25 protein-coding genes and 1 pseudogene are annotated in these 25,597 nt (G+C 71.3%); 15 read left to right on the top strand and 11 right to left on the bottom strand.

Features of this window, described 5'->3' with window-relative positions:
* Nucleotides 1-15: 15 nt before the first annotated feature.
* Genes ACIQ8B_RS13270 through ACIQ8B_RS13255 form a run of 4 tightly spaced genes read right to left on the bottom strand, consistent with a single transcriptional unit; the run spans nt 16 to nt 3,273 of the window.
* Nucleotides 16-861, bottom strand: coding sequence for an ABC transporter permease (locus ACIQ8B_RS13270; RefSeq protein ID WP_106413999.1), 846 nt, complete (start codon nt 859-861; stop codon nt 16-18).
* Nucleotides 858-2,132: a betaine/proline/choline family ABC transporter ATP-binding protein gene (locus ACIQ8B_RS13265; protein ID WP_403546742.1), complete on the bottom strand. Its 1,275-nt coding sequence runs from the start codon at nt 2,130-2,132 to the stop codon at nt 858-860. Before ACIQ8B_RS13265 ends, ACIQ8B_RS13270 begins: the two co-directional genes overlap by 4 nt.
* Nucleotides 2,119-2,772 carry an ABC transporter permease gene (locus ACIQ8B_RS13260; RefSeq protein WP_290006976.1) on the bottom strand — a complete coding sequence of 218 codons (654 nt, stop codon included), beginning with the start codon at nt 2,770-2,772 and terminating at the stop codon, nt 2,119-2,121. The genes ACIQ8B_RS13265 and ACIQ8B_RS13260 overlap by 14 nt, the downstream gene beginning before the upstream one ends.
* A 30-nt stretch (nt 2,773-2,802) precedes the next feature.
* Nucleotides 2,803-3,273 (bottom strand): Lrp/AsnC family transcriptional regulator, encoded by a 471-nt coding sequence (locus ACIQ8B_RS13255; RefSeq protein WP_290006973.1) that lies wholly within the window; start codon nt 3,271-3,273, stop codon nt 2,803-2,805.
* Nucleotides 3,274-3,395: 122 nt separating this feature from the next.
* Here ACIQ8B_RS13255 and hppD point away from each other — a divergent pair, with 122 nt between their 5' ends.
* On the top strand, nt 3,396-4,541 hold the full coding sequence (gene hppD, locus ACIQ8B_RS13250) for a 4-hydroxyphenylpyruvate dioxygenase (protein WP_290006972.1): 1,146 nt from the start codon (nt 3,396-3,398) through the stop codon (nt 4,539-4,541).
* Here the strand turns inward: hppD and ACIQ8B_RS13245 are convergent.
* A pseudogene (locus tag ACIQ8B_RS13245) lies at nt 4,486-4,818 on the bottom strand (zinc ribbon domain-containing protein); the annotation flags it as partial. The gene hppD and the pseudogene ACIQ8B_RS13245 sit on opposite strands and share 56 nt — an antisense overlap.
* Nucleotides 4,819-4,897: 79 nt before the next feature.
* Here ACIQ8B_RS13245 and ACIQ8B_RS13240 point away from each other — a divergent pair.
* The 3 genes from ACIQ8B_RS13240 (at nt 4,898) to ACIQ8B_RS13230 (ending at nt 8,795) form a co-directional block, all read left to right on the top strand.
* Complete coding sequence (locus ACIQ8B_RS13240; protein WP_365416060.1) at nt 4,898-6,313, top strand: FAD-linked oxidase C-terminal domain-containing protein; 1,416 nt, start codon at nt 4,898-4,900, stop codon at nt 6,311-6,313.
* Nucleotides 6,314-6,429: 116 nt separating this feature from the next.
* Nucleotides 6,430-7,977, top strand: coding sequence for an RDD family protein (locus tag ACIQ8B_RS13235; protein ID WP_403546741.1), 1,548 nt, complete (start codon nt 6,430-6,432; stop codon nt 7,975-7,977).
* 89 nt (nt 7,978-8,066) lie between these two features.
* Nucleotides 8,067-8,795, top strand: a complete 729-nt coding sequence (locus ACIQ8B_RS13230) for an RDD family protein (protein WP_403546740.1) — start codon at nt 8,067-8,069, stop codon at nt 8,793-8,795.
* 52 nt (nt 8,796-8,847) lie between these two features.
* Here the strand turns inward: ACIQ8B_RS13230 and ACIQ8B_RS13225 are convergent, their stop codons facing one another.
* On the bottom strand, nt 8,848-9,138 hold the full coding sequence (locus tag ACIQ8B_RS13225; RefSeq protein WP_403546739.1) for a hypothetical protein: 291 nt from the start codon (nt 9,136-9,138) through the stop codon (nt 8,848-8,850).
* A 388-nt stretch (nt 9,139-9,526) separates the two neighbouring features.
* Here ACIQ8B_RS13225 and ACIQ8B_RS13220 point away from each other — a divergent pair, with 388 nt between their 5' ends.
* Nucleotides 9,527-11,884, top strand: a complete 2,358-nt coding sequence (locus tag ACIQ8B_RS13220) for an immune inhibitor A domain-containing protein (protein WP_403546738.1) — start codon at nt 9,527-9,529, stop codon at nt 11,882-11,884.
* Nucleotides 11,885-12,006: 122 nt separating this feature from the next.
* The gene (locus tag ACIQ8B_RS13215) at nt 12,007-12,336 is read left to right on the top strand and encodes a hypothetical protein (protein ID WP_106414008.1); all 330 of its coding nucleotides are present in this window, start codon (nt 12,007-12,009) and stop codon (nt 12,334-12,336) included.
* 53 nt (nt 12,337-12,389) lie between these two features.
* On the opposite strand, the gene ACIQ8B_RS13210 is transcribed toward ACIQ8B_RS13215, so the two are convergent.
* Together ACIQ8B_RS13210 and ACIQ8B_RS13205 are read right to left on the bottom strand one after the other, a co-directional pair.
* Nucleotides 12,390-12,980, bottom strand: a complete 591-nt coding sequence (locus tag ACIQ8B_RS13210; RefSeq protein WP_290006951.1) for a nicotinamidase — start codon at nt 12,978-12,980, stop codon at nt 12,390-12,392.
* A gap of 111 nt (nt 12,981-13,091) precedes the next feature.
* Nucleotides 13,092-14,438, bottom strand: coding sequence for a nicotinate phosphoribosyltransferase (locus ACIQ8B_RS13205; RefSeq protein WP_290006950.1), 1,347 nt, complete (start codon nt 14,436-14,438; stop codon nt 13,092-13,094).
* Between the two features lie 155 nt (nt 14,439-14,593).
* Between ACIQ8B_RS13205 and clpS the strand changes: the two genes are divergently transcribed.
* The 8 genes from clpS (at nt 14,594) to ACIQ8B_RS13165 (ending at nt 21,370) form a co-directional block, all read left to right on the top strand.
* Nucleotides 14,594-14,911 (top strand): ATP-dependent Clp protease adapter ClpS, encoded by a 318-nt coding sequence (gene clpS, locus ACIQ8B_RS13200; RefSeq protein WP_006131673.1) that lies wholly within the window; start codon nt 14,594-14,596, stop codon nt 14,909-14,911.
* Nucleotides 14,912-14,980: 69 nt separating this feature from the next.
* A complete protein-coding gene (locus ACIQ8B_RS13195; RefSeq protein WP_403546737.1) occupies nt 14,981-15,583 on the top strand; it encodes a DUF2017 domain-containing protein in 603 nt (200 codons plus the stop codon).
* 355 nt (nt 15,584-15,938) lie between these two features.
* Nucleotides 15,939-17,477 carry an alanine/glycine:cation symporter family protein gene (locus tag ACIQ8B_RS13190; RefSeq protein ID WP_403546736.1) on the top strand — a complete coding sequence of 513 codons (1,539 nt, stop codon included), beginning with the start codon at nt 15,939-15,941 and terminating at the stop codon, nt 17,475-17,477.
* Nucleotides 17,478-17,897: 420 nt separating this feature from the next.
* Complete coding sequence (locus tag ACIQ8B_RS13185) at nt 17,898-19,316, top strand: amino acid permease (protein WP_403546735.1); 1,419 nt, start codon at nt 17,898-17,900, stop codon at nt 19,314-19,316.
* A 132-nt stretch (nt 19,317-19,448) separates the two neighbouring features.
* Nucleotides 19,449-19,871: a Mov34/MPN/PAD-1 family protein gene (locus ACIQ8B_RS13180; protein WP_106414013.1), complete on the top strand. Its 423-nt coding sequence runs from the start codon at nt 19,449-19,451 to the stop codon at nt 19,869-19,871.
* Between the two features lie 79 nt (nt 19,872-19,950).
* On the top strand, nt 19,951-20,046 hold the full coding sequence (locus ACIQ8B_RS13175; RefSeq protein WP_342210902.1) for a putative leader peptide: 96 nt from the start codon (nt 19,951-19,953) through the stop codon (nt 20,044-20,046).
* An 89-nt stretch (nt 20,047-20,135) separates the two neighbouring features.
* Nucleotides 20,136-20,414, top strand: a complete 279-nt coding sequence (locus ACIQ8B_RS13170; protein WP_106414015.1) for a MoaD/ThiS family protein — start codon at nt 20,136-20,138, stop codon at nt 20,412-20,414.
* A 5-nt stretch (nt 20,415-20,419) separates the two neighbouring features.
* Nucleotides 20,420-21,370 carry a PLP-dependent cysteine synthase family protein gene (locus ACIQ8B_RS13165; RefSeq protein ID WP_403546734.1) on the top strand — a complete coding sequence of 317 codons (951 nt, stop codon included), beginning with the start codon at nt 20,420-20,422 and terminating at the stop codon, nt 21,368-21,370.
* A gap of 66 nt (nt 21,371-21,436) precedes the next feature.
* Here the strand turns inward: ACIQ8B_RS13165 and ACIQ8B_RS13160 are convergent, their stop codons facing one another.
* The gene (locus ACIQ8B_RS13160; protein WP_403546733.1) at nt 21,437-21,571 is read right to left on the bottom strand and encodes a hypothetical protein; all 135 of its coding nucleotides are present in this window, start codon (nt 21,569-21,571) and stop codon (nt 21,437-21,439) included.
* A 202-nt stretch (nt 21,572-21,773) separates the two neighbouring features.
* Between ACIQ8B_RS13160 and ACIQ8B_RS13155 the strand changes: the two genes are divergently transcribed.
* The gene (locus ACIQ8B_RS13155; RefSeq protein ID WP_391663901.1) at nt 21,774-22,526 is read left to right on the top strand and encodes an MBL fold metallo-hydrolase; all 753 of its coding nucleotides are present in this window, start codon (nt 21,774-21,776) and stop codon (nt 22,524-22,526) included.
* A gap of 67 nt (nt 22,527-22,593) precedes the next feature.
* On the opposite strand, the gene ACIQ8B_RS13150 is transcribed toward ACIQ8B_RS13155, so the two are convergent.
* Both ACIQ8B_RS13150 and ACIQ8B_RS13145 read right to left on the bottom strand, forming a co-directional pair.
* Nucleotides 22,594-23,859, bottom strand: coding sequence for a PTS transporter subunit EIIC (locus ACIQ8B_RS13150; RefSeq protein WP_106414019.1), 1,266 nt, complete (start codon nt 23,857-23,859; stop codon nt 22,594-22,596).
* A gap of 251 nt (nt 23,860-24,110) precedes the next feature.
* Nucleotides 24,111-25,418, bottom strand: coding sequence for a PTS transporter subunit EIIC (locus tag ACIQ8B_RS13145; RefSeq protein WP_290006935.1), 1,308 nt, complete (start codon nt 25,416-25,418; stop codon nt 24,111-24,113).
* Nucleotides 25,419-25,597 lie beyond the last annotated feature (179 nt).

Below are 25,597 nucleotides of genomic sequence, written 5' to 3'. Positions count from 1 at the left end.
GCGCCCGCACCCCGCTCACGGCCCGGCCTCCAGCCCGCGCGGCCGCAGCAGCAGCTCCGCCAGCGAGGCCAGCCAGTCCACCAGCAGGGCCAGCGCGACGGTGAGCACCGAACCCACCACGAGGACCGGCATGCGCTGGCTGGTGATCCCGGTGGTGATCAGCACCCCGAGCCCGCCGCCCCCGCCGAAGGTGGCGAGCGTCGCCGTGCCGACGTTCAGCACCAGGGCCGTGCGCACGCCCGCGAGGATCAGCGGCACGGCGAGCGGCAGTTCCACGCGGGTGAGCACGCCCAGCGGGGACATGCCGATGCCGCGCGCCGCCTCCAGCAGCGCGGGGTCGTTGGCCCGCAGCCCGGCGACGGTGTTGGACAGCACCGGCAGCACGGCGTAGGCGATGATGCCGATCAGGGCCGCCTTCCGGCCGATGCCGAGCCAGATCACCAGCAGGGCCAGCAGGCCGATCGCGGGGGTGGCCTGCCCCGCGTTGGCGAACGCCATGACCGCCGGGGCGGCCCGGCCGGCCCGCCCCCGGGTCAGCAGGACGCCCAGCGGGATCGCGATGATCAGCACGAAGAACGTCGAGATCGCGGTCAGCTCGATGTGCTGCCACAGCGCCTTGGTCACCTGCCCGTCCGACAGCGCGTTGCGGGTGAGGGCGTCCAGGTCGGCCTGCGCGAACCACAGCCAGGTCGCCAGCAGCACGGCGATCAGTCCCACTGGCAGGAAGGTCAGCTTCTGCCGGCTCACCCGGGCCGGCGCCACGGCCGGCCGGGACGGGGGAGCGGCCTCCTGCCCGTCCGGTCCGGCGTCCTCCCGCACCTCGGGCCCGTCCTCGGGCCGCCGCGCCTCGGAGGTCCTCACGCCTGCGCCTCCCCGCGGTCGCCCGAGGGGTGCGCGCCCTCCTGCTCGGCGTGCGTCCGCGCGGCCCGCTGCTCCTCCGGGCCGGCCTGCGCCTCCCGCGCCTCCAGCCGGTCCGCCTCCAGGAGTTCGTGCACGGAGTTCATCAGCGTCTCCACGTCCACGACACCCTCGTAGGCGCCGCGCCGCCCGGTGACCGCGACCCGGCCGGTGTTGTCGGTGAGGACCGCCTCCAGCGCGTCCCGCAGGGTCGCGTCCCGGGTCACCGTGTCGTGCACCAGCACGCCCGCGCGGGCCAGCGAGCCCTTGGCGCGCAGGATGTCGCCGCGCCGCAGCCACTTGTAGGGGCGGCCCCGCTTGTCCAGCACCAGCACCTCGTCCGTGCCGCCGGAGCGCAGCCTGGTGAGGATCTCGTCGAGCGGGTCGTCGACGCCCGCCGTGGGGTAGTCGGTGATCGTCACCTCCCCGACCCGGGTGAGGCCGAGCCGCTTCAGCGCCGCGCCCGCGCCGACGAAGCCGGACACGAAGTCGTCGGCGGGGTGGGTGAGGATCGCCTCGGGGGTGTCGAACTGGGCGATGCGGGAGCGTTCGCGCAGCACCGCGATCCGGTCGCCGATCTTGATCGCCTCGTCGAAGTCGTGGGTGACGAAGACGATCGTCTTGTGCAGCTCCCGCTGGAGCCGGATCAGCTCGTCCTGGAGGTGGTCCCGGGTGATCGGGTCGACCGCGCCGAACGGCTCGTCCATCAGCAGCACCGGCGGGTCCGCCGCCAGCGCCCGCGCCACGCCCACGCGCTGCTGCTGGCCGCCGGAGAGCCGGCGCGGATAGCGGTCGCGGAACTCGGCGGGGTCCAGGCCGACCAGGTCCAGCATCTCCTCGACCCGGTCCCGCACCCGCGCGGCCGGCCAGCGCAGCATCTTCGGCACCAGGGCGATGTTCTGCGCCACGGTCATGTGCGGGAACAGCCCGCTCGCCTGGATCGCGTAGCCGATGGTGCGGCGCAGCCTCACCGGGTCCATGCCGGTGACGTCCTCGCCGCCGATGCGGATCCGGCCGCCGGTCGGCTCGATCAGCCGGTTGATCATCTTCAGGGTGGTGGACTTCCCGCACCCGGAGGGGCCGACGAGGACCACCGTCTCGCCCGCCCCGATCTCCATGCTGACGTCGTCGACGGCGGGCCGGTCGCTGCCCGGGTAGCGCTTGGTGAGGCCCTCCAGCTCGATGGTCGCCCCGGCCGACCGGGGTCCGGTCCCGGTCGTCTCAGGCTCGGCCACGGATCCCCCTGGAGACGGTCAGCCGCCCGATCAGGACGTACGCGGCGTCGAACAGCAGGGCCAGGACGACGATCCCGAGGGTGCCGGCGAGCACCTGGTTCAGCGCGTTGCTGCTGCCCAGGGAGGCGATCCCGCGGAAGATCAGGTTGCCGAGGCCCGGTCCGGAGGCGTAGGCGGCGATGGCGGCGATGCCCATGAGCATCTGCGTGGAGACCCGGATGCCGGTGAGGATGGGCGGCCAGGCCAGCGGCAGCTCCACGCGCGCCAGCCGGGCCAGCCGGGACATGCCGATCCCGGTGGCCGCGTCCACCAGGGCGGGGTCCACCCCGCGCAGCCCGACGATCGCGTTGCGCACGACGGGCAGCAGCCCGTACAGGGTCAGCGCGATCACGGTCGGCGCCACGCCGAGCCCCACGACCGGGACGAGCAGGCCGATCATGGCCAGCGCGGGGACGGTCAGCAGGGTCGCGGTGACGGTGGTGGCGAGGTTGCCCGCCCACGCGCTGCGGTAGGTGAGGATCCCGATCAGCACGCCGAGGGCGGTGGCCGCCACCATGCACTGGAAGACGACGCTGGCGTGCTGGTAGGCGTCGACGAGCAGTTGCTGATGCCGGCTCTCCAGGTACTCCCAGAAGTTCACATCCGCTCACCCCAGCTCGGCCAGGTCCGGTCACTCGCCGAGCGCGGCCTGCTCCACCAGCGGGATGATCCGCAGCGGAACGGGGTTCTCCATGACGATCGCCGTGGACGCCCGGACGATGCCATCAAAACCGACGACGCGGTCGATCACCCGCTGGAGATCGGCGTTCGAGCGGGCCACCAGCCGGCACAGCATGTCTCCCGTGCCGGTGGTGGTGTGCAGCTCCAGCACCTCGGGCACGGTCGCCAAGTGGGCGCGGACATCGGCTCCTTGACCCTGCCTGATCTGCAGGGTGGCGAACGCGGTGACCGGGTAGCCGAGGGCCGCGGGATCCACCTGGGGGCCGAACCCGCGGATGACTCCGTTCGACTGAAGGCGGTCCAGGCGGGCCTGCACGGTCCCGCGCGCCACCCCCAGCCGGCGGGACATCTCCAGCACCCCGATCCGCGGCTCGCGCGCCAGCAGCAGGATGATCCGCCCGTCCAGACGATCGATCGCCATCTCGCTCTCCCCAATGGTCATCCTGTACAGAAAGTCCGCCGTCACGGGCATACGGCTGGGCATGTTGCCCAGTGAACGGGCGAACTATTGCGCACCTTGCAGGGCTGTTCCACCCTGCCCCTATGACGCAGACCACACACACCGCTCCCGACACCGCACGGCAGGCAGACCCCTTCCCGGTCAAGGGAATGGACGCGGTCGTCTTCGCCGTGGGCAACGCCAAGCAGGCGGCGCACTACTACTCCACCGCCTTCGGCATGCAGCTCGTCGCCTACTCCGGACCGGAGAACGGCAGCCGCGAGACCGCCTCCTACGTGCTGGAGAGCGGCTCGGCCCGCTTCGTCCTCACCTCGGTGATCAAGCGGTCCACCGAGTGGGGCGCCTTCCTCGAGGACCACGTGGCCGCGCACGGCGACGGTGTGATCGACCTCGCCATCGAGGTGCCGGACGCCCGCGCCGCGTACGCCTACGCGATCGAGCACGGCGCCACCTCCGTCGCCGAGCCGTACGAGCTGAAGGACGAGCACGGCACCGTCGTGCTGGCCGCCGTCGCCACCTACGGCAAGACCCGGCACACCCTGGTCGAGCGCGGCGGCTACGACGGCCCCTACCTGCCCGGCTACGTCGCCGCCGAGCCGATCGTCGAGCCGCCGGCCAAGCGCTCCTTCCAGGCCATCGACCACTGCGTCGGCAACGTCGAGCTCGGCCGGATGAACGAGTGGGTCGAGTTCTACAACAAGGTCATGGGCTTCACGAACATGAAGGAGTTCGTGGGCGACGACATCGCGACCGAGTACAGCGCGCTGATGTCGAAGGTGGTGGCCGACGGCACGCTCAAGGTCAAGTTCCCGATCAACGAGCCCGCCATCGCCAAGAAGAAGTCCCAGATCGACGAGTACCTGGAGTTCTACGGCGGCGCCGGCGTCCAGCACATCGCGCTGAACACCAACGACATCGTGCACACGGTCCGCCAGATGCGGGCCGCCGGCGTGCGGTTCCTGGACACCCCGGACTCGTACTACGACACCCTCGGCGAGTGGGCGGGCGAGACCCGGGTGCCGGTGGAGACGCTGCGCGAGCTGAAGATCCTCGTCGACCGTGACGAGGACGGCTACCTGCTGCAGATCTTCACCAAGCCGGTCCAGGACCGCCCGACCGTCTTCTTCGAACTCATCGAGCGCCACGGCTCGATGGGCTTCGGCAAGGGCAACTTCAAGGCGTTGTTCGAGGCGATCGAGCGCGAGCAGGCCAAGCGCGGCAACCTTTGACATCCTCGCCGCCCTGAAGGACGGCGATTCCCGCCTGCCGCGCCGTTGAGGGCTGCGGCTTCGGGTGGGTTCCCGCTTCGCTGCGCGGTGCCGGGACGAGTCCCGGTCTTACCTGCGCTCCACAGGCGGACACGGCCAGTCCGGCCGCCTTGGCGACGTTGACCGCCGCGTTGATGTCCCGGTCCAGGACGGCCCCGCACGCCCCGCATGTCCACACACGGACGTGCAGCGGCTTGGGGCCGTCCTTCACGCCGCCCACGGAGCACACCTGGGAGGTCCGCGGCGCGTGCGGCGGCGGGAACCGGGGGTGCGGCCGGCCTGGCGGGGTTCACACCGATGGCCCCGGGTGCGACGCTGTGATCGTGAGCCGTATCGAAGCGCGACGCGATGAAGACACGGTGGCGGCCGGACCTCTCGTCGACCGGCTGCTCGGCGGCCTGCCCGCGGAGGCCGTCCTCACCGACCCGGACGTCACGGCCTCCTACGCCCACGACATGGCGAGCTTCTGCCCGGCCGGCAGCCCCGCGGCGGTGGTGCTGCCCCGCACGGTCGAGCAGGTCCAGCACGTCATGCGCACCGCCACCGAGCTCCGGGTCCCGGTCGTGCCGCAGGGCGCCCGCACCGGCCTGTCCGGCGCCGCCAACGCCACCGACGGCTGCGTCGTGCTCTCGCTGACCAGGATGGACCGCATCCTGGAGATCGACCCGGTCGACCGGATCGCGGTCGTCGAGCCGGGCGTCGTCAACGCCACGCTCTCCCGCGCGGTCGCCGAGCACGGCCTCGCCTACCCGCCGGACCCCTCCAGCTGGGAGATGTGCACGATCGGCGGCAACATCGGCACCGCCTCGGGCGGCCTGTGCTGCGTCAAGTACGGCGTGACCGCCGAGTACGTCCTCGGCCTGGACGTCGTCCTCGCCGACGGCCGGCTGCTGACCACCGGCCGCCGTACCGTCAAGGGCGTCGCCGGCTACGACCTCACCCGGCTGTTCGTCGGCTCCGAGGGGTCCCTCGGCATCGTCGTCCGCGCGGTCCTCGCGCTGCGGCCCAAGCCGCCGGAGCAACTGGTGCTGGCCGCCGAGTTCGCCTCCGGGGCCGCCGCGAGCGACGCGGTCTGCCGCATCATGGCGGGCGGCCACGTCCCGTCCCTCCTCGAACTGATGGACCGCACCACGGTCAAGGCGGTCAACGACATGGCCCGCATGGGCCTGCCGGAGTCCACCGAGGCGCTGCTGCTCGCCGCGTTCGACACCCCCGACCCCGCCGCCGACCTCGCCGCGCTGGGCGCGCTGTGCGAGGAGGCCGGGGCCACCCAGGTCGTTCCCGCCGAGGACGCCGCCGAGTCGGAGATGCTGCTCCAGGCCCGCCGGATGTCCCTGGTCGCGCTGGAGGCGGTCAAGGGCACCACGATGATCGACGACGTGTGCGTGCCCCGGTCCCGGCTCGGCGAGCTGATCGAGGGCGTCGAACGGATCTCCGAGAAGCACGGACTGACCATCGGCGTCGTGGCCCACGCCGGCGACGGCAACACCCACCCGACGGTCTGCTTCGACGCCTCCGACCCGGACGAGTCCCGGCGGGCCCGCGAGTCCTTCGACGAGATCATGGCGCTCGGCCTCGACCTCGGCGGCACCATCACCGGCGAGCACGGCGTCGGCGTGCTGAAGAAGGAGTGGCTGGCGCGGGAGGCCGGTCCCGTGAGCATGGAGATGCAGCGGGCCGTGAAACAGGCCTTCGATCCGCTGAACATTCTGAACCCGGGCAAGCTCTTCTGAACCCAGAAGGCGCCCGAAAGGGGTGGGCTCCGGTCGGACGGCCCGTCCGGTCCCCGCCCGTCTGATAGATGTGGTGGCCCCCGACCCATCCCTCGAGCAGATACGGGACGACGGACATGAGCGCCCCAACCCCGGCACCCGGAGACGACACGCCCCGCGAGGGGTACTACCCGGACCCCTCCATTCCCGGATACGTCCGGTACTGGAACGGCGCCTCCTGGGTGCCGGGCACCAGCCGTCCGGCGCCCGCCGACGGCGAGTCGCTCGCCCCGCCGCCCGGCGCCGCCCCGGCCCGGCCGTCCGTGGAGGAGACCGGCCCGCACTTCTTCGACGAGGACCCGGACGACGTGCCCGCCCCGGCGGGCCCGTCCCCGGCGCCGTCCCCGGCCGAGGCGCAGCACGGCAGCCGGCCCGAGCCCGCCTCGGCGTGGGGCGCCGACCGCTCCCGGCAGTCCGGCTTCGGGGACGACCGGGACCGCAAGGTCTCCTGGGGCGCCGGCGCCGACCCGCGGATGCCGCACACCCCGGCGGCGGGCGCGGGCGCCGACGCGGCCGCCGCCGAGCCCGCGCCCGCCGCCTCGGAGGCCCCGCGGGCGGACGGGACGTTCGTGTTCCGCAAGCCGACGGCCGCCCCCTCGCAGCAGCCGGCCCCGGCCGGGGGCGCGGCGGAGTCCCCTGACGAGGGCACGATGACCTTCCGCGCGGTCTCCCCGCGCGCCGGGGAGACGAACGCGGGCGGCGCCGGGCGGCCCGGCTTCACCGCCGGGAAGGCCGCGGCCGAGCGCGCCGCCGCGTCGGCGCCCGCGCCCGCCGCGGCGCCGCCCGGCCCGCAGCAGGCCACCGCGCCCGGCGTGCCCCCGCAGACCACCGGACCCGCGTCCGCCGCCCCGGCCGCGCCCGCCCCGGCGGCCCCGCCCGCCCCGGTGTCCCCGGTGTCCCCGGTGTCCCCGGTGTCCCCGGTGTCCCCGGTGTCCCCGGCGGCCCCGGCGGCCCCGGTGTCCCCGGCGTCTCCGGCGGCCCTGGCCGCCCCAGCGCCGTTGACGTCCGGTCCCGGCGGCGGGCAGCCCTCCTGGCCGCAGCAGGTGCACCGGCTCGCGGGCACTGCCCAGGAGCCGCCGGTCGCACCCTGGAAGCCGCCGGTCGACGACCCGTTCCAGGCCGTCGCCCGCCGCCAGGCCGCGGCCCGCCCCGCCGCCCTCGGCCGGCGGCTGGCCGCCCGGCTGCTCGACACGGTCGTCCTCGGCGCCGTCACCGCCGCGGCCGCCGTGCCCCTCGGCGCGAAGGCCCTGGACCACATCGACGCGAAGATCGAGGCGGCCAGGCTGTCCGGGCGGACCGTCACGGTGTGGCTGATCGACGGCACCACCTCGGTCCACCTCGGCGTCGTCCTCGCCGTCCTGCTGCTCGGCGGGGTGCTCCTCGAGGTGCTGCCCACCGTCAAGTGGGGCCGTACGCTGGGCAAGCGGCTGATGGGCATCGAGGTGCGGGACATCGAGGCGCACGAGTCGCCGGAGTTCGGCGCGGCCCTGCGGCGCTGGCTGGTCTACAGCGTGCCCGGACTGCTCGTGGTCGGGGTCGTCGGCGTGCTGTGGTGCCTGTTCGACAAGCCGTGGCGCCAGTGCTGGCACGACAAGGCCGCGCACACCTTCGTCGCCGCCGCCTGACGGCACGTCGGCTCGGCGGCCGGCGTCCGGTACTCCGGACGGCGGCGCGCCGGATGCGGGGCCGCGGGGTTCGGGATCGACTCGGGGACATGACCACCGAACCGCCCCCCGGATCCGGTCAGCAGCCGCCGGACGAGGACCCGTTCAGGAAACAGCCCCCGCCGGGCTCCCCCGGCCCGGGCTCCGGCTCCCCGTACGACACCCCCGGCGGCACGCCTCCGCCCGGACAGGGCGGCGGCGGGCCGTACGGAGGCGGCGGCCCGTACGGCGGCGGGGGAGCGGGCGGGCCCTACGGCGGCAGCGGCGGCCCGTACGGAGGCGGCCCCGGCGGCGGCCCCTACGGCGGCGGGCCGGGCGGCCCGCCGGCCGGGATGCCCCCGCTCGCCGACAGCGCCCGGCGCACGCTCGCCCGCATCATCGACATGATCCTCGTCGGCATCGTCGTCTGGCTGCTCACCTGGCCCGTCGGGGTCAGTGAGTACAACTTCGACGGCGACCGGGTCAACGTCGGCAACGGGTTCGCCCAGTCGGTCATCGCCGCGGCCCTCTACATCGCGTACGACACCTTCATGACCGTCCGCTTCGGCCGCACCCTCGGCAAGAAGTGGCTGGGCATGCGGGTGGCCGAACTCGCCGACGGCTCCAACCCCTCGGTGCAGACCGCGCTGATCCGCGCGGCCGTGCTGTGGCTGCCGTTCGCCTTCTGCTGCGCCTGTGTGTGGACCGCGATCGCGGGCGGCTGGAGCTTCTTCGACCGTCCCTACAAGCAGGGCCTGCACGACAAGGCGGCCAGGACCGTCGTGGTCACCGACCGGTGAGGCCCGGCCGCCACGCGGCCGGGGACCGCCGTACGGCAGCCGGACGGGGCCGTCAGGACGCCGCCCGTTCGTGGACCTGCTCGCGGACCTGCTCACGGGAGGGCGACGGCAGCGTGGCCCGTACCGGGAGCGGCGTCGCGGGCCGGGCCGGGGCGGGCCGCCGGGACCCGGGGACCGGTACGCGTACGGCCACCACGAGTCCCAGGGCGAGCGCCACGACGGCGACCGCCGCGATGCCCGCGCCGGAGCTCGTCCCGGACAGCAGGAGCAGGGCGAGGGTCGACAGGATCACGGCGCACGAGCCGTAGACGAACTGAGCGACAGTCGGACGGGGCATGGCCATCGTGTCCTCGGAAGTCGGGGGCTGTCGGCCTGGCTTTCACCCGCTCAAGGGCGTTCCGCCAAGCGACTCTATCCGCGAGCGTGCCCGAGGGGAACGGACGGTAAGCGTGACCTGACCGACAGGGCCGGTGCACAGGGGGCGCACGGATTCATGACGCCCCACACGGGGCCGGGACGACGTGCCCGCCGGGTTTTCGCACGGAAGTGTCCGCAATGCGAACCGCCGCTCCGCATAACGCGTTTGACCTGTTCAAGTCAAGGTCTGTTTTTTCCGACGAACCTCTAGTCCAATGACGTCACTTGACTACACGCGTTGATCACGTGCGCGCGGGACCTTCCCGGACGGAACCTCCTTCGTCCGCGCGCACGCACGCGGGAGGGGATCTCAAGTGACCAGTAGACCCTGGACGTTCAGAGCGGCCGCGATAGGCGTGGCCCTCGCGGCGGCCACCGCCACCTGCTCTGCGTTCACCACGGCCCAGGCCGACACGGCCGACCGGGCCGGGAGCCCGAGCGCCGTGGACCGGCAGGACCCGGCGTCGCACCACCACGTCGACCACGACCTCGAGGGCCCGCTCTCCAAGACGCAGGCGGCCCAGCGGGAAGAAGCCCTGAACCAGGTGCTGTCCGGCAAGGCGTCGGTCAAGAACCGCGACGGCTCGAAGGTCGTCGGGCTGAAGAGCAAGAAGGGCGACACCAAGTACGTCGAGCTGGGCCGGGAGAAGACCGACAAGATCTTCACCATCCTGGTCGAGTTCGGCGACAAGATCGACAGCCGTTACGGCGGCACCCCCGGCCCGCTGCACAACCAGATCGCCAAGCCGGACCGCAAGGTCGACAACTCCACGGCCTGGCAGGAGGACTACGACCAGCAGCACTTCGAGGACCTGTACTTCGGGTCCGGCAAGGGCGTCGACTCGGTCAAGACCTACTTCGAGAAGCAGTCCTCGGGCCGTTACTCGGTCGAGGGCGAGGTCTCCGACTGGGTCAAGGTGCCGTACAACGAGGCCCGTTACGGTTCCAACTACTGCGGCGACAGCACCTGTTCCAGCGTCTGGAACGTGGTCAGCGACGGCCTGGACGCCTGGGTCGAGCAGCAGAGGGCGGCCGGCCGCACCGACGCCCAGATCAAGGCCCAGGTGGCCCGCTACGACGAGTGGGACCGCTACGACCACGACGGCGACGGCGACTTCAACGAGCCCGACGGCTACATCGACCACTTCCAGATCGTGCACGCCGGCGAGGACGAGTCCGCCGGCGGCGGCGCCCAGGGCGAGGACGCGATCTGGGCCCACCGCTGGTACGCCTTCGGCACCGACGCCGGCGCCACCGGCCCCGAGTTCAACAAGCTCGGCGGCGCGAAGGTCGGCGACACCGGCATCTGGGTCGGCGACTACACCATCCAGCCGGAGAACGGCGGACTCGGCGTCTTCGCCCACGAGTACGGCCACGACCTCGGTCTGCCGGACCTCTACGACACCGCGGGCGGCGAGAACTCCACCGGCTTCTGGACGCTGATGTCGTCCGGCTCCTGGCTCGGCACGGGCAAGAAGGAGATCGGCGACCTGCCCGGCGACATGACCGCCTGGGACAAGCTGCAGCTGGGCTGGCTGAACTACGACACGGCCAAGGCCGGGGTCAGCTCCTGGCACAAGCTGGGCTTCGCCGAGTACAACACCAAGCACAAGCAGGCCCTGGTCGTGACGCTGCCGAAGAAGGCCGTCACCACCGAGGTCATCGAGCCGTCCGAGGGGCGGACCCAGTGGTGGAGCGGCAGCGGTGACGACCTCAGGAACACCCTGAGCCGCACGGTCGACCTGACCGGCAGGACCTCCGCCGAGCTCACCTTCGACGGCTGGTACGACATCGAGGCCAACTACGACTTCCTCTACACCGAGGTGTCGACCGACGGCGGTGCCAACTGGACCGCCGTCGACGGCACGGTGGACGGCCGGCAGATCCCGCGCGACGGCAGCGACAAGCCCGCCCTGCACGGCACGCTCGACGGCTACCAGAGGTTCGCGTACAGCCTCGACGCCTACGCCGGCCGGAAGATCGACCTGCGCTTCCGCTACCAGACCGACGGCGGCGTGGCCCAGAAGGGCTTCACGGCCGACGCGATCGCGGTGACCGCGGACGGCGAGACGGTGTTCTCCGACAACGCCGAGACCGCCGACGGCGCCTGGAAGGCGACCGGCTTCTCCCGCATCGGCGCGTCCTTCACCAAGGACTACGAGCAGTACTACATCGCCGAGAACCGGCAGTACGTGTCGTACGACAAGACCCTGAAGGTCGGCCCGTACAACTTCGGCTTCACGGCCCGCCCGGACTGGGTCGAGCACTACGCGTACCAGAACGGCCTGCTGATCTGGAAGTGGGACACCTCCCAGGCGGACAACAACACCAGCCAGCACCCGGGCCAGGGCCTGATCCTCCCGGTCGACTCCCACCCGACCGCGCTGAAGTGGTCCGACGGCACGCTGATGCGCAACCGCATCCAGACCTACGACGCCACGTTCAGCACGTTCCGCACCGACGCCATCACGCTGCACAAGGCGGACGTCGCCACGTACATCCCGTCCTCGAAGGGTGTGCCGGTCTTCAACGACCGCAAGAACACCTACTGGGACCCGGCGAACCCGACCGGCAGCGTCCAGGTCACTGACACCAACACCAAGATCAAGATCACCAAGGAGGCCAGGGACGGCTCCACGATCGAGCTCGAGGTGGGCCCTGCGGGCAGGTAAATAGCGTTCTCGCAGGTCAGAGCGTGATCGGCGGTGACCCCCTGGCGGGTCGCCGCCGATCCGTGTTTAGGTGCCTCCTGTGGCTCTCTTATTGACACCTGGCGACACGGGGGTATGACCGCATGGCCGCAGGAGGTTTCTGCAAGCTGCCGAACGGCACGGTGGTGGTGGCGCTGAACCTGCCCAGTCCCGGCGCCGACGCCCCGGCCGGGGTACGGGTGCTGGTCCACGCCCAGAACCGGGCGCGCGCCCTGACCAGGCTGCGCAACCTGGGTCTGCGCGCCGTCTACCTGCGCGGGAACACCGCGCCGCCCACGCCCGACGAGATCACCGCGGTCCTGCACCATCCCGACGGCCTGATATGGCGCACGGCGCCCGCCGGGGGAGCGCTCCAGGTGGAGCTCTGGCACCCGATCCGGGCGCTGCTCGGACGCCCGGCCGCTCCCGCCTGACCCGCACCGGGGCGTCCCGGCGCCGGCCGGCGGGCGTCACCCGCGGGCGCGGCTCACCGTACGACCGGCTTGCCGGACAGCTCCACGCCCGCCTGCCGCAGCTCCTCCAGCGCCCGCTCGGTCGTCTCCCGGGACACCCCCGCGGTGAGGTCGAGCAGCACCTGGGTGCGGAAGCCCTCCCGCACCGCGTCCAGCGCGGTGGCCCGCACGCAGTGGTCCGTGGCGATGCCCACCACGTCCACCTCGTCGACCTCCCGCTCCCGCAGCCACCGCGCGAGCGGCGTGCCGTTCTCGTCGGCGCCCTCGAAACCGCTGTAGGCCGCCGTGTACGTCCCCTTGTCGAAGACGGCGTCGACCGCCCCGGAGGCGACCGCGGGCGCGAAGTTCGGGTGGAAGCCGACGCCCTCGGTGCCGGCCACGCAGTGGGCGGGCCAGGAGCGGACGAAGTCGGGACGGTCGGAGAAGTGGTCGCCGGGGTCGACGTGGTGGTCCCGGGTGGCGACCACGTGCCGGTACCCGGCCGGGGCGGCCTGGCCGATCAGCTCGGTCACGGCGGCGGCCACGCCGGCGCCGCCGGTGACGGCGAGGCTGCCCCCCTCGCAGAAGTCGTTCTGCACGTCTACGACGATCAGTGCGCGGCGCATGGTCGGTGTCCTTCGGCTCTGGGACGGATGGGTCAGGGGGCCGGGCGGGTGGGCCTCCGGCCCCGTGGACGGGTGTGACGCGGACGGGGGACGCGCGCCGTCGGCTTGCCTCTAGCTACCCGACGGCCCGTGCGCGTACTCCGTCGGAAGGACGGGTTCCCCGCGCGAGAGCTGCGTCGCGGACAGCGGGAGACCGGCGCGGGCGGCGGCGTGCCGGTCGCGGACCACGTCCAGCGGCTCACGGGCGATCACCTCGCCGTCCCGGACGAGCGGCACCAGCAGCTGCCGTTCGGCCAGCTCGGGCGGGACCTCGCCGGTGCCGATCACCTCGGCCTCGGCGATCCCGTCCGCGTCCAGCCGCCGCGCGGCCCACTTGCGGCCGCCCACGGAGGTCTTGCCGCCGGTGGACTTCTTCGCCACCGGCACCAGCGGCGCCCCCGGATCGGCGGACTCGGCGCGCGCGACCAGTTTGTAGACCATGGACGCGGTCGGGTGCCCGGAGCCGGTCACGAGCTGTGTGCCCACCCCGTACGCGTCCACCGGCGCCGCGGCCAGCGAGGCGATGGCGTACTCGTCCAGGTCCGAGGTCACGACGATCTTCGTGTCGCGGGCGCCCAGCTCGTCGAGCTGCTGCCGCACCCGGTGCGCCACCAGCAGCAGGTCGCCGGAGTCGACGCGCACCGCGCCCAGTCCGGGCCCGGCGACCTCGACGGCCGCGCGGACCGCCTCGGTCACGTCGTAGGTGTCCACCAGCAGCGTGGTGCCCGCGCCGAGGGAGTCCACCTGGGCGCGGAAGGCGTCCCGCTCGCTGTCGTGCAGCAGGGTGAAGGCGTGGGCGGAGGTGCCGACGGTGGGGATGTTGTAGCGGAACCCGGCCGCCAGGTCGGAGGTGGAGGAGAAGCCGCCGATGTAGGCGGCGCGGGAGGCGGCGACGGCGGCCAGCTCGTGGGTGCGGCGGGCGCCCATCTCGATCAGCGGCCGGTCGCCTGCGGCGGACGACATCCGGGAGGCCGCGGCGGCGATGGCCGAGTCGTGGTTGAGGATCGACAGGATCACCGTCTCCAGCAGCACGCACTCGGCGAAGCTGCCCTCCACCCGCATGACGGGCGAGCCGGGGAAGTAGACCTCGCCCTCGGGGTAGCCCCAGATGTCGCCGGAGAAGCGGTAGCCGGCCAGCCAGTCCAGGGTCTCCTCGTCGACGACGGCCTTCTCGCGCAGGAAGCGCAGCACGCCCTCGTCGAAGCGGAAGTTCTCCACCGCGTCGAGCACCCGTCCGGTGCCCGCCACGACGCCGTAGCGGCGGCCGTTCGGCAGGCGCCGGGTGAAGACCTCGAACACGCTGCGCCGCCCGGCCGTGCCGGCCTTCAGCGCCGCTTGCAGCATCGTCAGTTCGTACTGGTCGGTGAAGAGCGCCGTGGACGGAACATTCACCGGCAACCCAAGGTCCGCTGTGTCCATGGCGAGGATGGTACCCCCATTTCGTCACTCTGACGATTTAAGTTCTCCGGGTCGGTTCCCGGCCGCCTCCACCGCGCTTCCCGGACGGCCCGCGGACCACCCCGGGCGGCTCTTCAGCGGGCCGGTTTGTGCGACCACCCCCCACCGGTGGCAGCATGGGCAGTGTGACGTCACCCGCACCCCTGGAGATCGAACGCACCGAGTCGGCGGAGGAGGTCTTCGCCGTACCCGAGCCCGACGTCCCGTGGGTCACGATCGTCCACAACGACCCGGTCAACCTCATGAGCTATGTGACGTACGTCTTCCAGACGTACTTCGGCTACTCCAAGGACAAGGCCACCAAGCTCATGCTCGACGTCCACCACAAGGGCCGGGCCGTCGTCTCCAGCGGCACCCGCGAGGAGATGGAGCGCGACGTCCAGGCCATGCACGGCTACGGCCTGTGGGCCACCCTCCAGCACGACCGGAAGTGAAGCCGGACATTGACCGCACCGGACGTGGCCCGACCCCGCCCGCAGGACCGGAAGCAGCGAATCGCCCCCATGCCAGGACACTTCGAACCGCTCCCCGGCGGCGGCGCGGCCGTCGCCCTCGACGACGTCGAGATCTCCATCATCCGCTCGCTCGCCGTGCAGCTCATGGAGATCATCGGCCCCGGCCCGGCCGAGGAGCCCGGCGGCGACCCGCTCGCGGAGCTCTTCGCCGAGGGCCCCAGCGAGCCGCCCTCCGACCCCGTGCTGCGCCGCCTCTTCCCGGACGCCTACGTCGACCCCGAGGGCGCCCCGCGGGCGGCGGAGGCCGAGAAGCAGCGGGCGCACTCCGCCGAGTTCCGCCGCTACACGGAGAACGACCTGCGGGCCGGCAAGCGGGACAACGCGCTGGCGGTGATCCGCTCCCTGGACGGACTCAGGTCGGCCGGCGGGGGCGGCGGGGTGCTCGAGCTGTCGCCGGAGGAGTCCCGGCGGTGGCTCGGCGCGCTGAACGACCTGCGCCTGGCGATCGGGGCACGGCTGGAGATCACCGACGAGGACGACGGCGATCTGCTGTTCCGCCTCCCGGACGAGGACCCGCGCAAGCCGATGGTGATGGCGTACCTCTGGCTGGGCGGTCTCCAGGAGACGCTCGTCTCGACACTCATGGCCTAAAGGTGTCCTGATCCGTCCGGAAAATGTCACGATGTGTTCGCTCAAAAGAACCTCAAGTTCGAATAACGATCGTGTCACCGCCCCTGCGGATTCGTGCCGCGGGGGCGGTTTTTTGTGACCTGGGACACTTGTGGGCGGGTAGGGGCGTGGTAAGAATCGGCAACCCGCTTGCGCCGCCGACGCGGTGGTGAGCACGGAAGCCGGTCCCAGCCGGTGTGTACGCCTGCCCGACACGGACGCGCCCCCGCCCAGGGGCCCTCCGCCTACCGCCGTCCGCCGGACCGGACGTGGGCCACCCCCGAGCCGCCCGCGCTCCGCACACGCCAGAACGTCTCCGCGTCACCGAGGAAGTTCGATGTCACTCGACTCCATCACCACGACCATTGACGACGCCGTCAGCGATTTCTTCGACCCTGTCGCGACCACGGTCGGCGACATCGTCTTCTACACCGTCCCCGTCGCCGGGACCGACCTCCCCCTGATCGTCGCCTGGCTGGTGATCGCCGGCCTGGTCTTCACCGTCTGGTTCGGGCTCATCCAGGCCCGCAAGCTCAAACTCGCCTTCGACGTCATACGCGGCCGCTACGACGAGAAGGGCTCACCCGGCGAGGTGAGCCACTTCCAGGCGCTGACCGCCGCCGTCTCCGGCACCGTCGGCCTCGGCAACATCGCCGGTGTGGCCGTCGCCGTCTCCATCGGCGGACCCGGCGCCACCTTCTGGATGATCCTCTGCGGCCTGCTCGGCATGGCCACCAAGTTCGTCGAGGTCACCCTCGGTGTGAAGTACCGCGAGGAGCACCCCGACGGCACCGTCTCCGGCGGTCCGATGCACTACCTGCCCAAGGGCCTCGCCGACCGCTTCGGCCGCGGCGGCGCCAAGCTCGGCAAGGTGCTCGCGGTCCTCGCCTCCGTGATGATCCTGTTCTTCGGCCTGTTCGGCGGCAACCTCTTCCAGACCAACCAGAGCTACGCGCAGATCTCCTCCACCTTCGGCGGCGAGGACGGCTTCCTGGCCTCCTCCGCGGGCGCCGTGCTGTTCGGTCTCGTGGTCGCCGCCCTCGTGGGCCTGGTGCTGCTCGGCGGCATCCGCTCCATCGCCTCGGTGACCAGCCGCCTGGTCCCGGCCATGGCGATCATGTACGTGGTGGCGTGTCTGATCGTCATCCTCACCAACGTCACCGCCGTGCCCGGCGCGATCGGCGAGGTCTTCCAGGGCGCCTTCGAGGCCGAGGGCGTCGCGGGCGGTGTCATCGGCGCCCTGATCGTCGGTTTCCAGCGCGCCGCCTTCTCCAACGAGGCCGGTCTGGGCTCCGCGCCGATCGCCCACTCCGCGGTGAAGACCAAGCACCCCGCGAGCGAGGGCCTGGTCGCCCTGCTGGAGCCGTTCATCGACACGGTCGTCATCTGCACCATGACCGCGCTGACCATCGTGATCGCCGCGCCCGCCAGCTGGGACGCGGCCCGCGAGGGCGAGAGCATCGGCGGTGTCACCATCACCTCCGACGCCTTCGAGACCGTGCTGCCCTGGTTCCCGAACCTGCTCACCGTCGCGGTGCTGCTGTTCGCCTTCTCCACGATCCTCACCTGGGGCTACTACGGCCTGAAGGCGTGGGCGTACCTCTTCGGCCGCAGCAAGACCAGTGAGACCGTCTTCAAGGCGGTGTGGAGCGTCTTCGTGATCGCGGGCTCGCTGCTCTCCCTCGACTCGCTGATCAGCCTGGCCGACTCGGCGCTGTTCCTGCTGTCGGTGTTCAACATCATCGGTCTCTACCTGCTGGCCCCCGTGGTCAAGCGCGAACTGGACTCCTTCCTCACCTACGTCCGCGACCGCCGCTCGGGGGCGTCGGAGCCGGGCGCCGGTCCCTCGGAGCCGGAGCCGGCCCAGGCGCCCTGAGCGCCCTCTCCCGTCCCAGGGGCCCGTCCACGCCGGTTGCCGGTGCGGACGGGCCCCTTCCGTTTCCCGTCCCACCTGCGACGGGTGTAAAGGCGTTCGCTCAACGGTGTCCAAAATCCGCATAACGAAATCGTCAAACGTGACACCTTCTTTCCGTTCCTAGGTCGTATTTGTCCCCCTTTGCCCGTGCGGTGCGTCACATCGAGCCCGAGAGGCCGCGCCGCCCTCCGTGATAAACCTTCACGACCGCCCGGCGAACGCCACCCGAACGTTCGGCCGGGTGCGCCACCGAGCCGGTCACCGCCGGCCAGGCACGGGCGGGCCCGCGCGCCCGCACGGCTCCAGCAGTCCGGGGGGATCGGAACCCGGTCCGCGGCCGGTGAACGGCCCGGGTCGGCATGGAGAAAGGCGCAGCGACACATGACCTCTGCGAAGGTCACCGAAGCCCCCGAAGAGGGCTACGAGCGCGGACTCGGAAGCCGCCAGGTCCAGATGATCGCGATCGGCGGCGCCATCGGCGTCGGCCTGTTCATGGGCGCCGGGGCGAACATCGCCAAGGCCGGCCCCGGCATCGTCCTCATGTACGCCCTCGCCGGCGTGGTCATCTTCTTCATCATGCGGGCCCTGGGCGAACTGCTCCTCTATCGGCCCGTCTCCGGCTCCTTCGCCGAGTACGCCCGGGAGTTCCTCGGCCCGTTCTTCGGGTTCGTCACCGGCTGGACGTACTGGCTCATGTGGGTGGTCACCGGCATGGCCGAACTGACGGCCGCCGCCATCTACATCCACTTCTGGTTCCCCGGGATCCCGCAGTGGGTCAGCGCCCTGGTCTTCCTCGTCGTGCTGTTCGGCGTGAACCTGATCTCCGTGAAGATCTTCGGCGAGGTCGAGTTCTGGTTCTCGATGATCAAGGTCACCGCCATCATCGGCATGATCGTCATCGGCCTCGGCGTGCTCACCCTCGGCTTCTCCGACGCCGGCGACACCGCCGCCGTCTCCAACCTCTGGTCGCACGACGGCTTCTTCCCCAACGGCATCGGCTCCAGCCTGATGACCCTCCAGGGCGTCATGTTCGCCTACCTCGCCGTCGAGCTGGTCGGCGTCACCGCGGGCGAGTCCGAGAACCCCGAGAAGACCCTGCCCAAGGCCATCAACACCCTGCCCTGGCGCATCATCGTCTTCTACGTCGGCGCCCTGCTGGTGATCCTCTCCGTCGTCAAGTGGACCGAGTTCTCCGCCGGCGAGAGCCCCTTCGTGCACGCCTTCGGCAGGATCGGCATCCCGCTCGCCGCGGGCATCGTCAACTTCGTCGTGCTCACCGCGGCCCTGTCGTCCTGCAACTCCGGCATGTACTCCACCGGCCGGATGCTGCGCGGACTCGCCGCCAACAAGGAGGCCCCGCAGGCCTTCGCCCGGCTCAACGCCCGCAAGACGCCCGCCGTCGGCATCGGCGTCTCCGTGGCCCTCATGGGCATCGGCGTGATCCTCAACTACGTCGTCCCCGAGAAGGCGTTCGCCTACGTCACCTCCGTCGCCACCGCGGCCGGCATCTGGACCTGGATGATGATCCTCGTCAGCCACATCCGCTACCGCCGCGCCGTCGACGCCGGCCGGCTGCGCGCCTCCTCCTTCCCCGCCCCCGGCGGCGCCCTGTTCAGCTGGGTCGCCCTGGTCTTCCTGATCGGCGTCACCGGCATGATCGCGGCGGACGCGGACGCCCGCGTCTGTCTGTACGTCGCGGCCGGCTGGGCCGTCGCCCTGGCGATCGGCTGGGCCGTGCTGAAGAAGGGCGACCCGGCGATCGCGGACCGCGACGAGAGCCGGTTCGAGAAGGTCGGCTGATCACCCCGCGGGACGCCGGCGCACGGGGAGCACGCGTGGACTCCCCGCCGCCACCGCTCAAGGCGTCCGGCATCCGGGCCGTTCCGTACCACCCCTCGGTACGGAACGGCCCGTCTGCTTATCCTGAGCCCCATGCTGACCATCACCCAGGCCCTGTACGACCGGATCGTCGCCCACGCCCGTGAGGACCACCCCGACGAGGCGTGCGGCGTGGTGGCGGGGCCGGTGGGCTCCGGCCGCCCCGAGCGCTTCATCCCCATGCTGAACGCGGCCCGCTCGCCCACGTTCTACGAGTTCGACTCCCAGGACCTGCTGAAGCTGTACCGGGAGATGGACGACCGCGACGAGGAGCCGGTGGTCATCTACCACTCGCACACCGCGACCGAGGCCTACCCCTCCCGCACCGACATCACCTACGCCAACGAGCCCGGCGCCCACTACGTGCTGGTCTCCACCGCCGACACCGACGGCGCGGGCGAGTTCCAGTTCCGCTCCTTCCGCATCCTGGAGGGCGAGGTCACCGAGGAGGAGGTGCGCGTCGTCGACGCGTACTGATCTCGCTTGGCGGACGGTTCGGGTCCGGGATCTGGGATCACACTCGGGATCCCGGACCGGGAATCGATACGATGAGCCCATGGTTCTCCTCGACGTGGACGACAAGGCGCCGGGCACTCTGCTCGTGGCGCGGCTCCACGTCGACCTGTGCAGGCTGAACAGCGCCATCTGTTGACGTTCCGCCGCCGCCGTACGGCCCCGAGCCGCGGCGCCGCCGTGCGCCGTCGAAGAACCCACGACACCTTCCGACAGGAGCCCTCAGCCATGGCCATCGAGGTCCGCATCCCCACCATCCTCCGCCAGTACACCGACGGTCAGAAGGCGGTGGAGGGCAGCGGGGACACCCTCGCCGAGCTCTTCGCCGACCTCGAGACCCGGCACGCGGGCATCCAGGACCGCATCGTGGACGACGGCCAGCTGCGCCGCTTCGTCAACGTCTACCTCAACGACGAGGACGTCCGCTTCCTCGACGGCATCAGCACCAAGCTGAGCGACGGCGACAACGTGACGATCCTGCCGGCCGTCGCCGGCGGGGCGGCCTGATCCGCATGCGGTACGACTCCCCGCTGGCCGCGGTGGGCAACACCCCCCTGGTGCGCCTGCCGCGGCTGTCGCCGTCCGCCGACGTGCGGATCTGGGCCAAGCTGGAGGACCGCAACCCGACGGGCTCCATCAAGGACCGTCCCGCCCTGTTCATGATCGAGCAGGCGGAGAAGGACGGCCGTCTCACCCCGGGCCGCACCATCCTGGAGCCCACCTCCGGCAACACCGGCATCTCCCTTGCCATGGCCGCCAGGCTCAAGGGCTACCGCATGGTCTGCGTGATGCCCGAGAACACCTCGCAGGAGCGGCGCGACCTGCTCGGCATGTGGGGCGCGGAGATCATCTCCTCCCCGGCCGCGGGCGGCTCCAACACCGCCGTGCGCGTCGCCAAGGAGCTGTCCGCCGAGCACCCCGACTGGGTGATGCTCTACCAGTACGGCAACCCGGACAACGCGGGCGCCCACTACGCGACCACCGGCCCGGAGATCCTCGCCGACCTCCCCTCGGTCACCCACTTCGTCGCCGGCCTCGGCACCACGGGCACCCTCATGGGCGTCGGCCGCTACCTGCGCGAGCACAAGCCCGACGTGAAGATCGTCGCCGCCGAGCCGCGCTACGACGACCTGGTCTACGGCCTGCGCAACCTCGACGAGGGCTTCGTGCCCGAGCTGTACGACGCCTCCGTCCTGACCACCCGCTTCTCCGTCGGCTCCGCCGACGCGGTCACCCGTACCCGCGAACTGCTCCAGCAGGAGGGCATCTTCGCCGGCGTCTCCACCGGCGCCGCCCTGCACGCGGCGATCGGCGTCGCGAAGAAGGCCCAGAAGGCGGGGGAGTCCGCCGACGTGGTCTTCGTCGTCGCCGACGGCGGCTGGAAGTACCTGTCGACGGGCGTCTACACGGCCGCGACGACGGAAGAGGCCATCGAAACCCTCCAGGGACAGCTCTGGGCGTAGCCCGGCACGCGCGACGTGAGGGGCCGGGGACGCTCTCCCCGGCCCCTCACGCGTGTCCGGGCGCCGTCACTCCGGCTCCTCGTCCCGCTCCGGCCGCCGGCGGCCGCGAGGGCGGTGGCCCCGCCCCCAGCCGTCGACGAGGGCGGCGACCAGGGCGAGCAGGACCACCGCGGCGAGCGCGAGCCACCAAGTCGTGTTCATGCCCGGACGGTACCGGCGCGAGCCGATGGCGCGCGCCCCCTCCCGCCCCCGTACGCGGGCCTTCCAGCCGAACCGGTGACAGCACAGGTGAGTTCGCCCACAACGGCACCTGGTGGAGGAGCGACCGCAGGTTTTGCGCCTTACGCTCGACGCACCGCACGACCCCCGTCTTCCCACACCCGCCAGCGGAGGTTTCTGCTTCATGAAGCTCACCGTCGTCGGCTGCTCGGGGTCGTTCCCGTCCGCGGAATCGGCCTGCTCGAGCTACCTCGTCGAGGCCGACGGCTTCCGGCTGCTCCTCGACATGGGCAACGGCGCCCTGGGCGAGCTGCAGCGCCACTGCGGTCTCTACGACCTCGACGCGATCTTCCTCAGCCACCTGCACGCCGACCACTGCATCGACATGTGCGCCTACTTCGTGGCGCGTTACTACCGGCACGACGGCGGCCGCTGCGCCCCGCTGCCGGTCTACGGCCCCGAGGGCACCGAGCACCGGCTGACCACCGCCTATGCCGACACCCCCTCGGCCTCCTCCATGAGCGAGGTCTTCGACTTCCACACGGTCAAGCCGTCCACCTTCGAGATCGGCCCGTTCCTCGTGCACACCGAGCGCGTCGCGCACCCGGTCGAGGCGTACGGCATCCGCATCGAGCACGGCGGGAAGACGCTGACCTACTCCGGCGACACGGGGGCGACCCCGCTGCTGGACGACCTCGCCCGGGACGCCGACCTCTTCCTGTGCGAGGCCGCCTTCACGCACGGCAAGGAGGACATCCCCGACCTGCACCTCAACGGCCGCGAGGCGGGGGAGTCGGCGGCCCGCGCGGGCGCCCGCCGGCTGATCCTCACGCACATCCCGCCGTGGACCGACCCGCAGGTCAACCTCACCGACGCCCGCGCGGTGTACGACGGCCCGGTGGGGCTGGCGGCGCCGGGGGCGACGTACGAGATCTGAGCCGCGGCACGCGAAGGCCCCGGAACCGCCTCACGGTTCCGGGGCCTTCGGCGTCGTACGGAGCGGGCTACTTGGCCTCGGCCTTCTGCAGCTCCGCCAGCTCCTCGTCGGACTCGCGGCCCGGCGTCGGCAGGTTGAACTTGGTGATCGCGAAGCGGAAGACCACGTAGTACACCGCCGCGAACACCAGGCCGACCAGGGCCAGGCCCCACGGGTTGGTCGCGATGCCCAGGTTCAGGAAGAAGTCGACCGCGCCGGCGGAGAAGCCGAAGCCGTCCTTCATCCCCAGCGCCCAGGTCAGCGCCATGGACACACCGGTGAGGACCGCGTGGATGGCGTACAGGACCGGAGCGATGAACATGAACGTGAACTCGATCGGCTCCGTCACACCGGTGACGAACGAGGTCAGCGCCAGGGAGAACATCATGCCGCCGACGACCTTGCGGCGCTCGGGGCGGGCGCAGTGCACGATGGCCAGGCAGGCCGCGGGCAGCGCGAACATCATGATCGGGAAGAAGCCGGTCATGAACTGCCCGGCGGTCGGGTCGCCGGCCAGGAAGCGGGCTATGTCACCGCTCTTGCCCTCGTACTCGCCCGCCTGGAACCACGGGAAGGAGTTCAGCAGGTGGTGCATGCCGACCGGGATCAGGGCGCGGTTGGCGACACCGAAGATGCCCGCGCCGACGGCGCCGGAGCCGACCAGCCACTCGCCGAAGTTGTGCAGGCCCGTGCCGAGGACCGGCCAGATGTAGCCGAAGACGATGCCGATGAGCAGACCGGCGAAGGCCGACAGGATCGGGACCAGCCGGCGCCCGCCGAAGAAGCCCGCCCAGTCGGGCAGCTTGGTGCGGTAGAAGCGCTGGTAGAGCAGGGCGACGACGAGGCCCATGACCACGCCGCCGAGCACCTTGGCGTCCACCGCCTGTTCCACCATCACGATCTTGCCGTCGACGATGGCTTCCTTCTTCGGCAGGCTGCCGTCGGTGAACGTGCCGAGGACGTTCTTGAAGACCAGGTAGCCGACGACGGCGGCGAGCGCGGTCGAGCCGTCCGACTTCTTCGCGAAGCCGATGGCGATGCCGACCGCGAAGAGCAGGGCCATGTTGTCGAGGATCGCGTTGCCGCCGGCCGTCATGAAGGACGCGATCTTCGTCAGGAAGGCCGGGAACTCCGGACGGCCCAGCATGTCGGCGTTGCCGAGGCGCACCAGCAGCGCGGCGGCGGGCAGGACGGCCACCGGCAGCATCAGGCTGCGGCCGATGCGCTGCAGCACAGCCATCACGCCGGAGCCCTTCTTCTTCTCGGCCGCGGGAGCGGCGCTGGCCGTGGACACAACTTCCTCCAGTGGGCATGGCGCCGCCCGGGTCACAGGAGAGGACGGCGGCGTCCGGTGGTCTACACCAATGCGTGGTGCAGACCTGTTGTAGCACGATGAAGGCCGCATGAGGAACCCGCGGATGTGCGACCGCGGAACTACGCACGGTGCCCCCGCGAAACGCCGGAGAGCCCCCTTCGCGAGCACACCGAAAAGCCCCCGGAACTCACGGTTCCGAGGGCGGGTGCAGCCGCCCCGAGCCCAGGACGTCAGCGCCGCGCCGCGTCCTCCACCTCCTCCTCCGGCTCCCGCCCCGGGGTCCTCAGGCCGAACTTCATGATCGCGAAGCGGAAAACGACGTAGTACACCGCCGCGAACACCAGGCCGATCGGAATGATCAGCCACGGCTTCGTCGCCAGGTTCCAGTTGATGACGTAGTCGATCAGACCCGCCGAGAAACTGAACCCGTCGCGCACCCCCAGCCCCCACGTCACCGCCATCGACACCCCCGTCAGCACCGCGTGCACCGCGTACAGCAACGGCGCGATGAACAGGAACGAGTACTCGATCGGCTCCGTGATCCCCGTGACGAACGACGTCAGCCCCACCGACAGCATCAGCCCGCCGATCTCCTTGCGCCGCTCCGGCCTCGCACAGTGCGTGATCGCCAGCGCCGCCGCCGGCAGCGCGAACATCATGATCGGGAAGAACCCCGACAGGAACTGCCCCGCCTCCGGATCACCCGCCAGGAACATGTTGATGTCGCCGTGCACCACCGTCCCGTCCGGCTTCGTGTACGAACCGAACTGGAACCAGATGGGCACGTTCAGGAACTGGTGCAGCCCCACCACCAGCAGCGCCCGGTTCGCCACCCCGAACACACCCGCGCCCCACGCGCCCAGCCCCGTCATCCAGTCGCTGAAACCCTCCAGCGCGTCACCGATCGGCGGCCAGACCCACAGACACAGCGCGGCGAACGCGATCGCCGCGAACGCCATGATGATCGGCACCAGCCGCCGCCCGTTGAAGAACCCCAGCCAGTCCACCAGCTTCGTCCGGTGGAACCGCTGCCACAGATACGCCGCCGTCAGACCGATGACGATGCCGCCGAACACCCCCGGATTCTGGTAGTCGAACGACGTCACCGTCCCGTCCGCCACCTGACAGCCGACGTTCGGCACCGCCTGGGACCCCTCCGGACAGTCCTTCGGGAACTGCCGCAGCACAGTGAAATAGACGAGGAACCCCACCACCGCCGCCAGCGCCGTCGACCCGTCCGCCTTCTTCGCCATTCCGATGGCCACACCCACACAGAACAGCAGCGGCAGCCCCAGCGACCCGTCCAGCAGCGCGCCGCCCGCCCCCGCCATCACCTTCGAGACGTTCGTCCACCCCAGACCGTCGTCCCCGAACACGTCCGGCTGCCCCAGCCGGTTGAGGATTCCCGCCGCCGGCAGCACCGCGATCGGCAACTGCAGACTGCGCCCCATCTTCTGCAGACCCTGGAACAACCGGTTCCAGCGCTCCCGCAGGGGACTCACCCCCGCGTCGGCGCCGGCGGAGCTCTCCGCGCTCATCACGTCCCCTTCGCTGGGCGACCCGAGGGTTTGGCGGCAGTCCGCCCCGTGGTGTAGACCAGTGAGGCAGGACGGTCCCGCTGTCGTGACGCCCATCATCGAGCGCCCACGACATGACCGCTCGCAAAGATGGGCCAACTGTGGGTTACTGCGACAAAGCGGTTCGGATCAGGGAGAAC

Source organism: Streptomyces sp. NPDC096105 (assembly GCF_044763335.1).
GTDB lineage: Bacteria > Actinomycetota > Actinomycetes > Streptomycetales > Streptomycetaceae > Streptomyces.
Note: the sequence above shows the minus strand (reverse complement) of the source record. Positions and strands in the feature narration are given on the sequence as shown.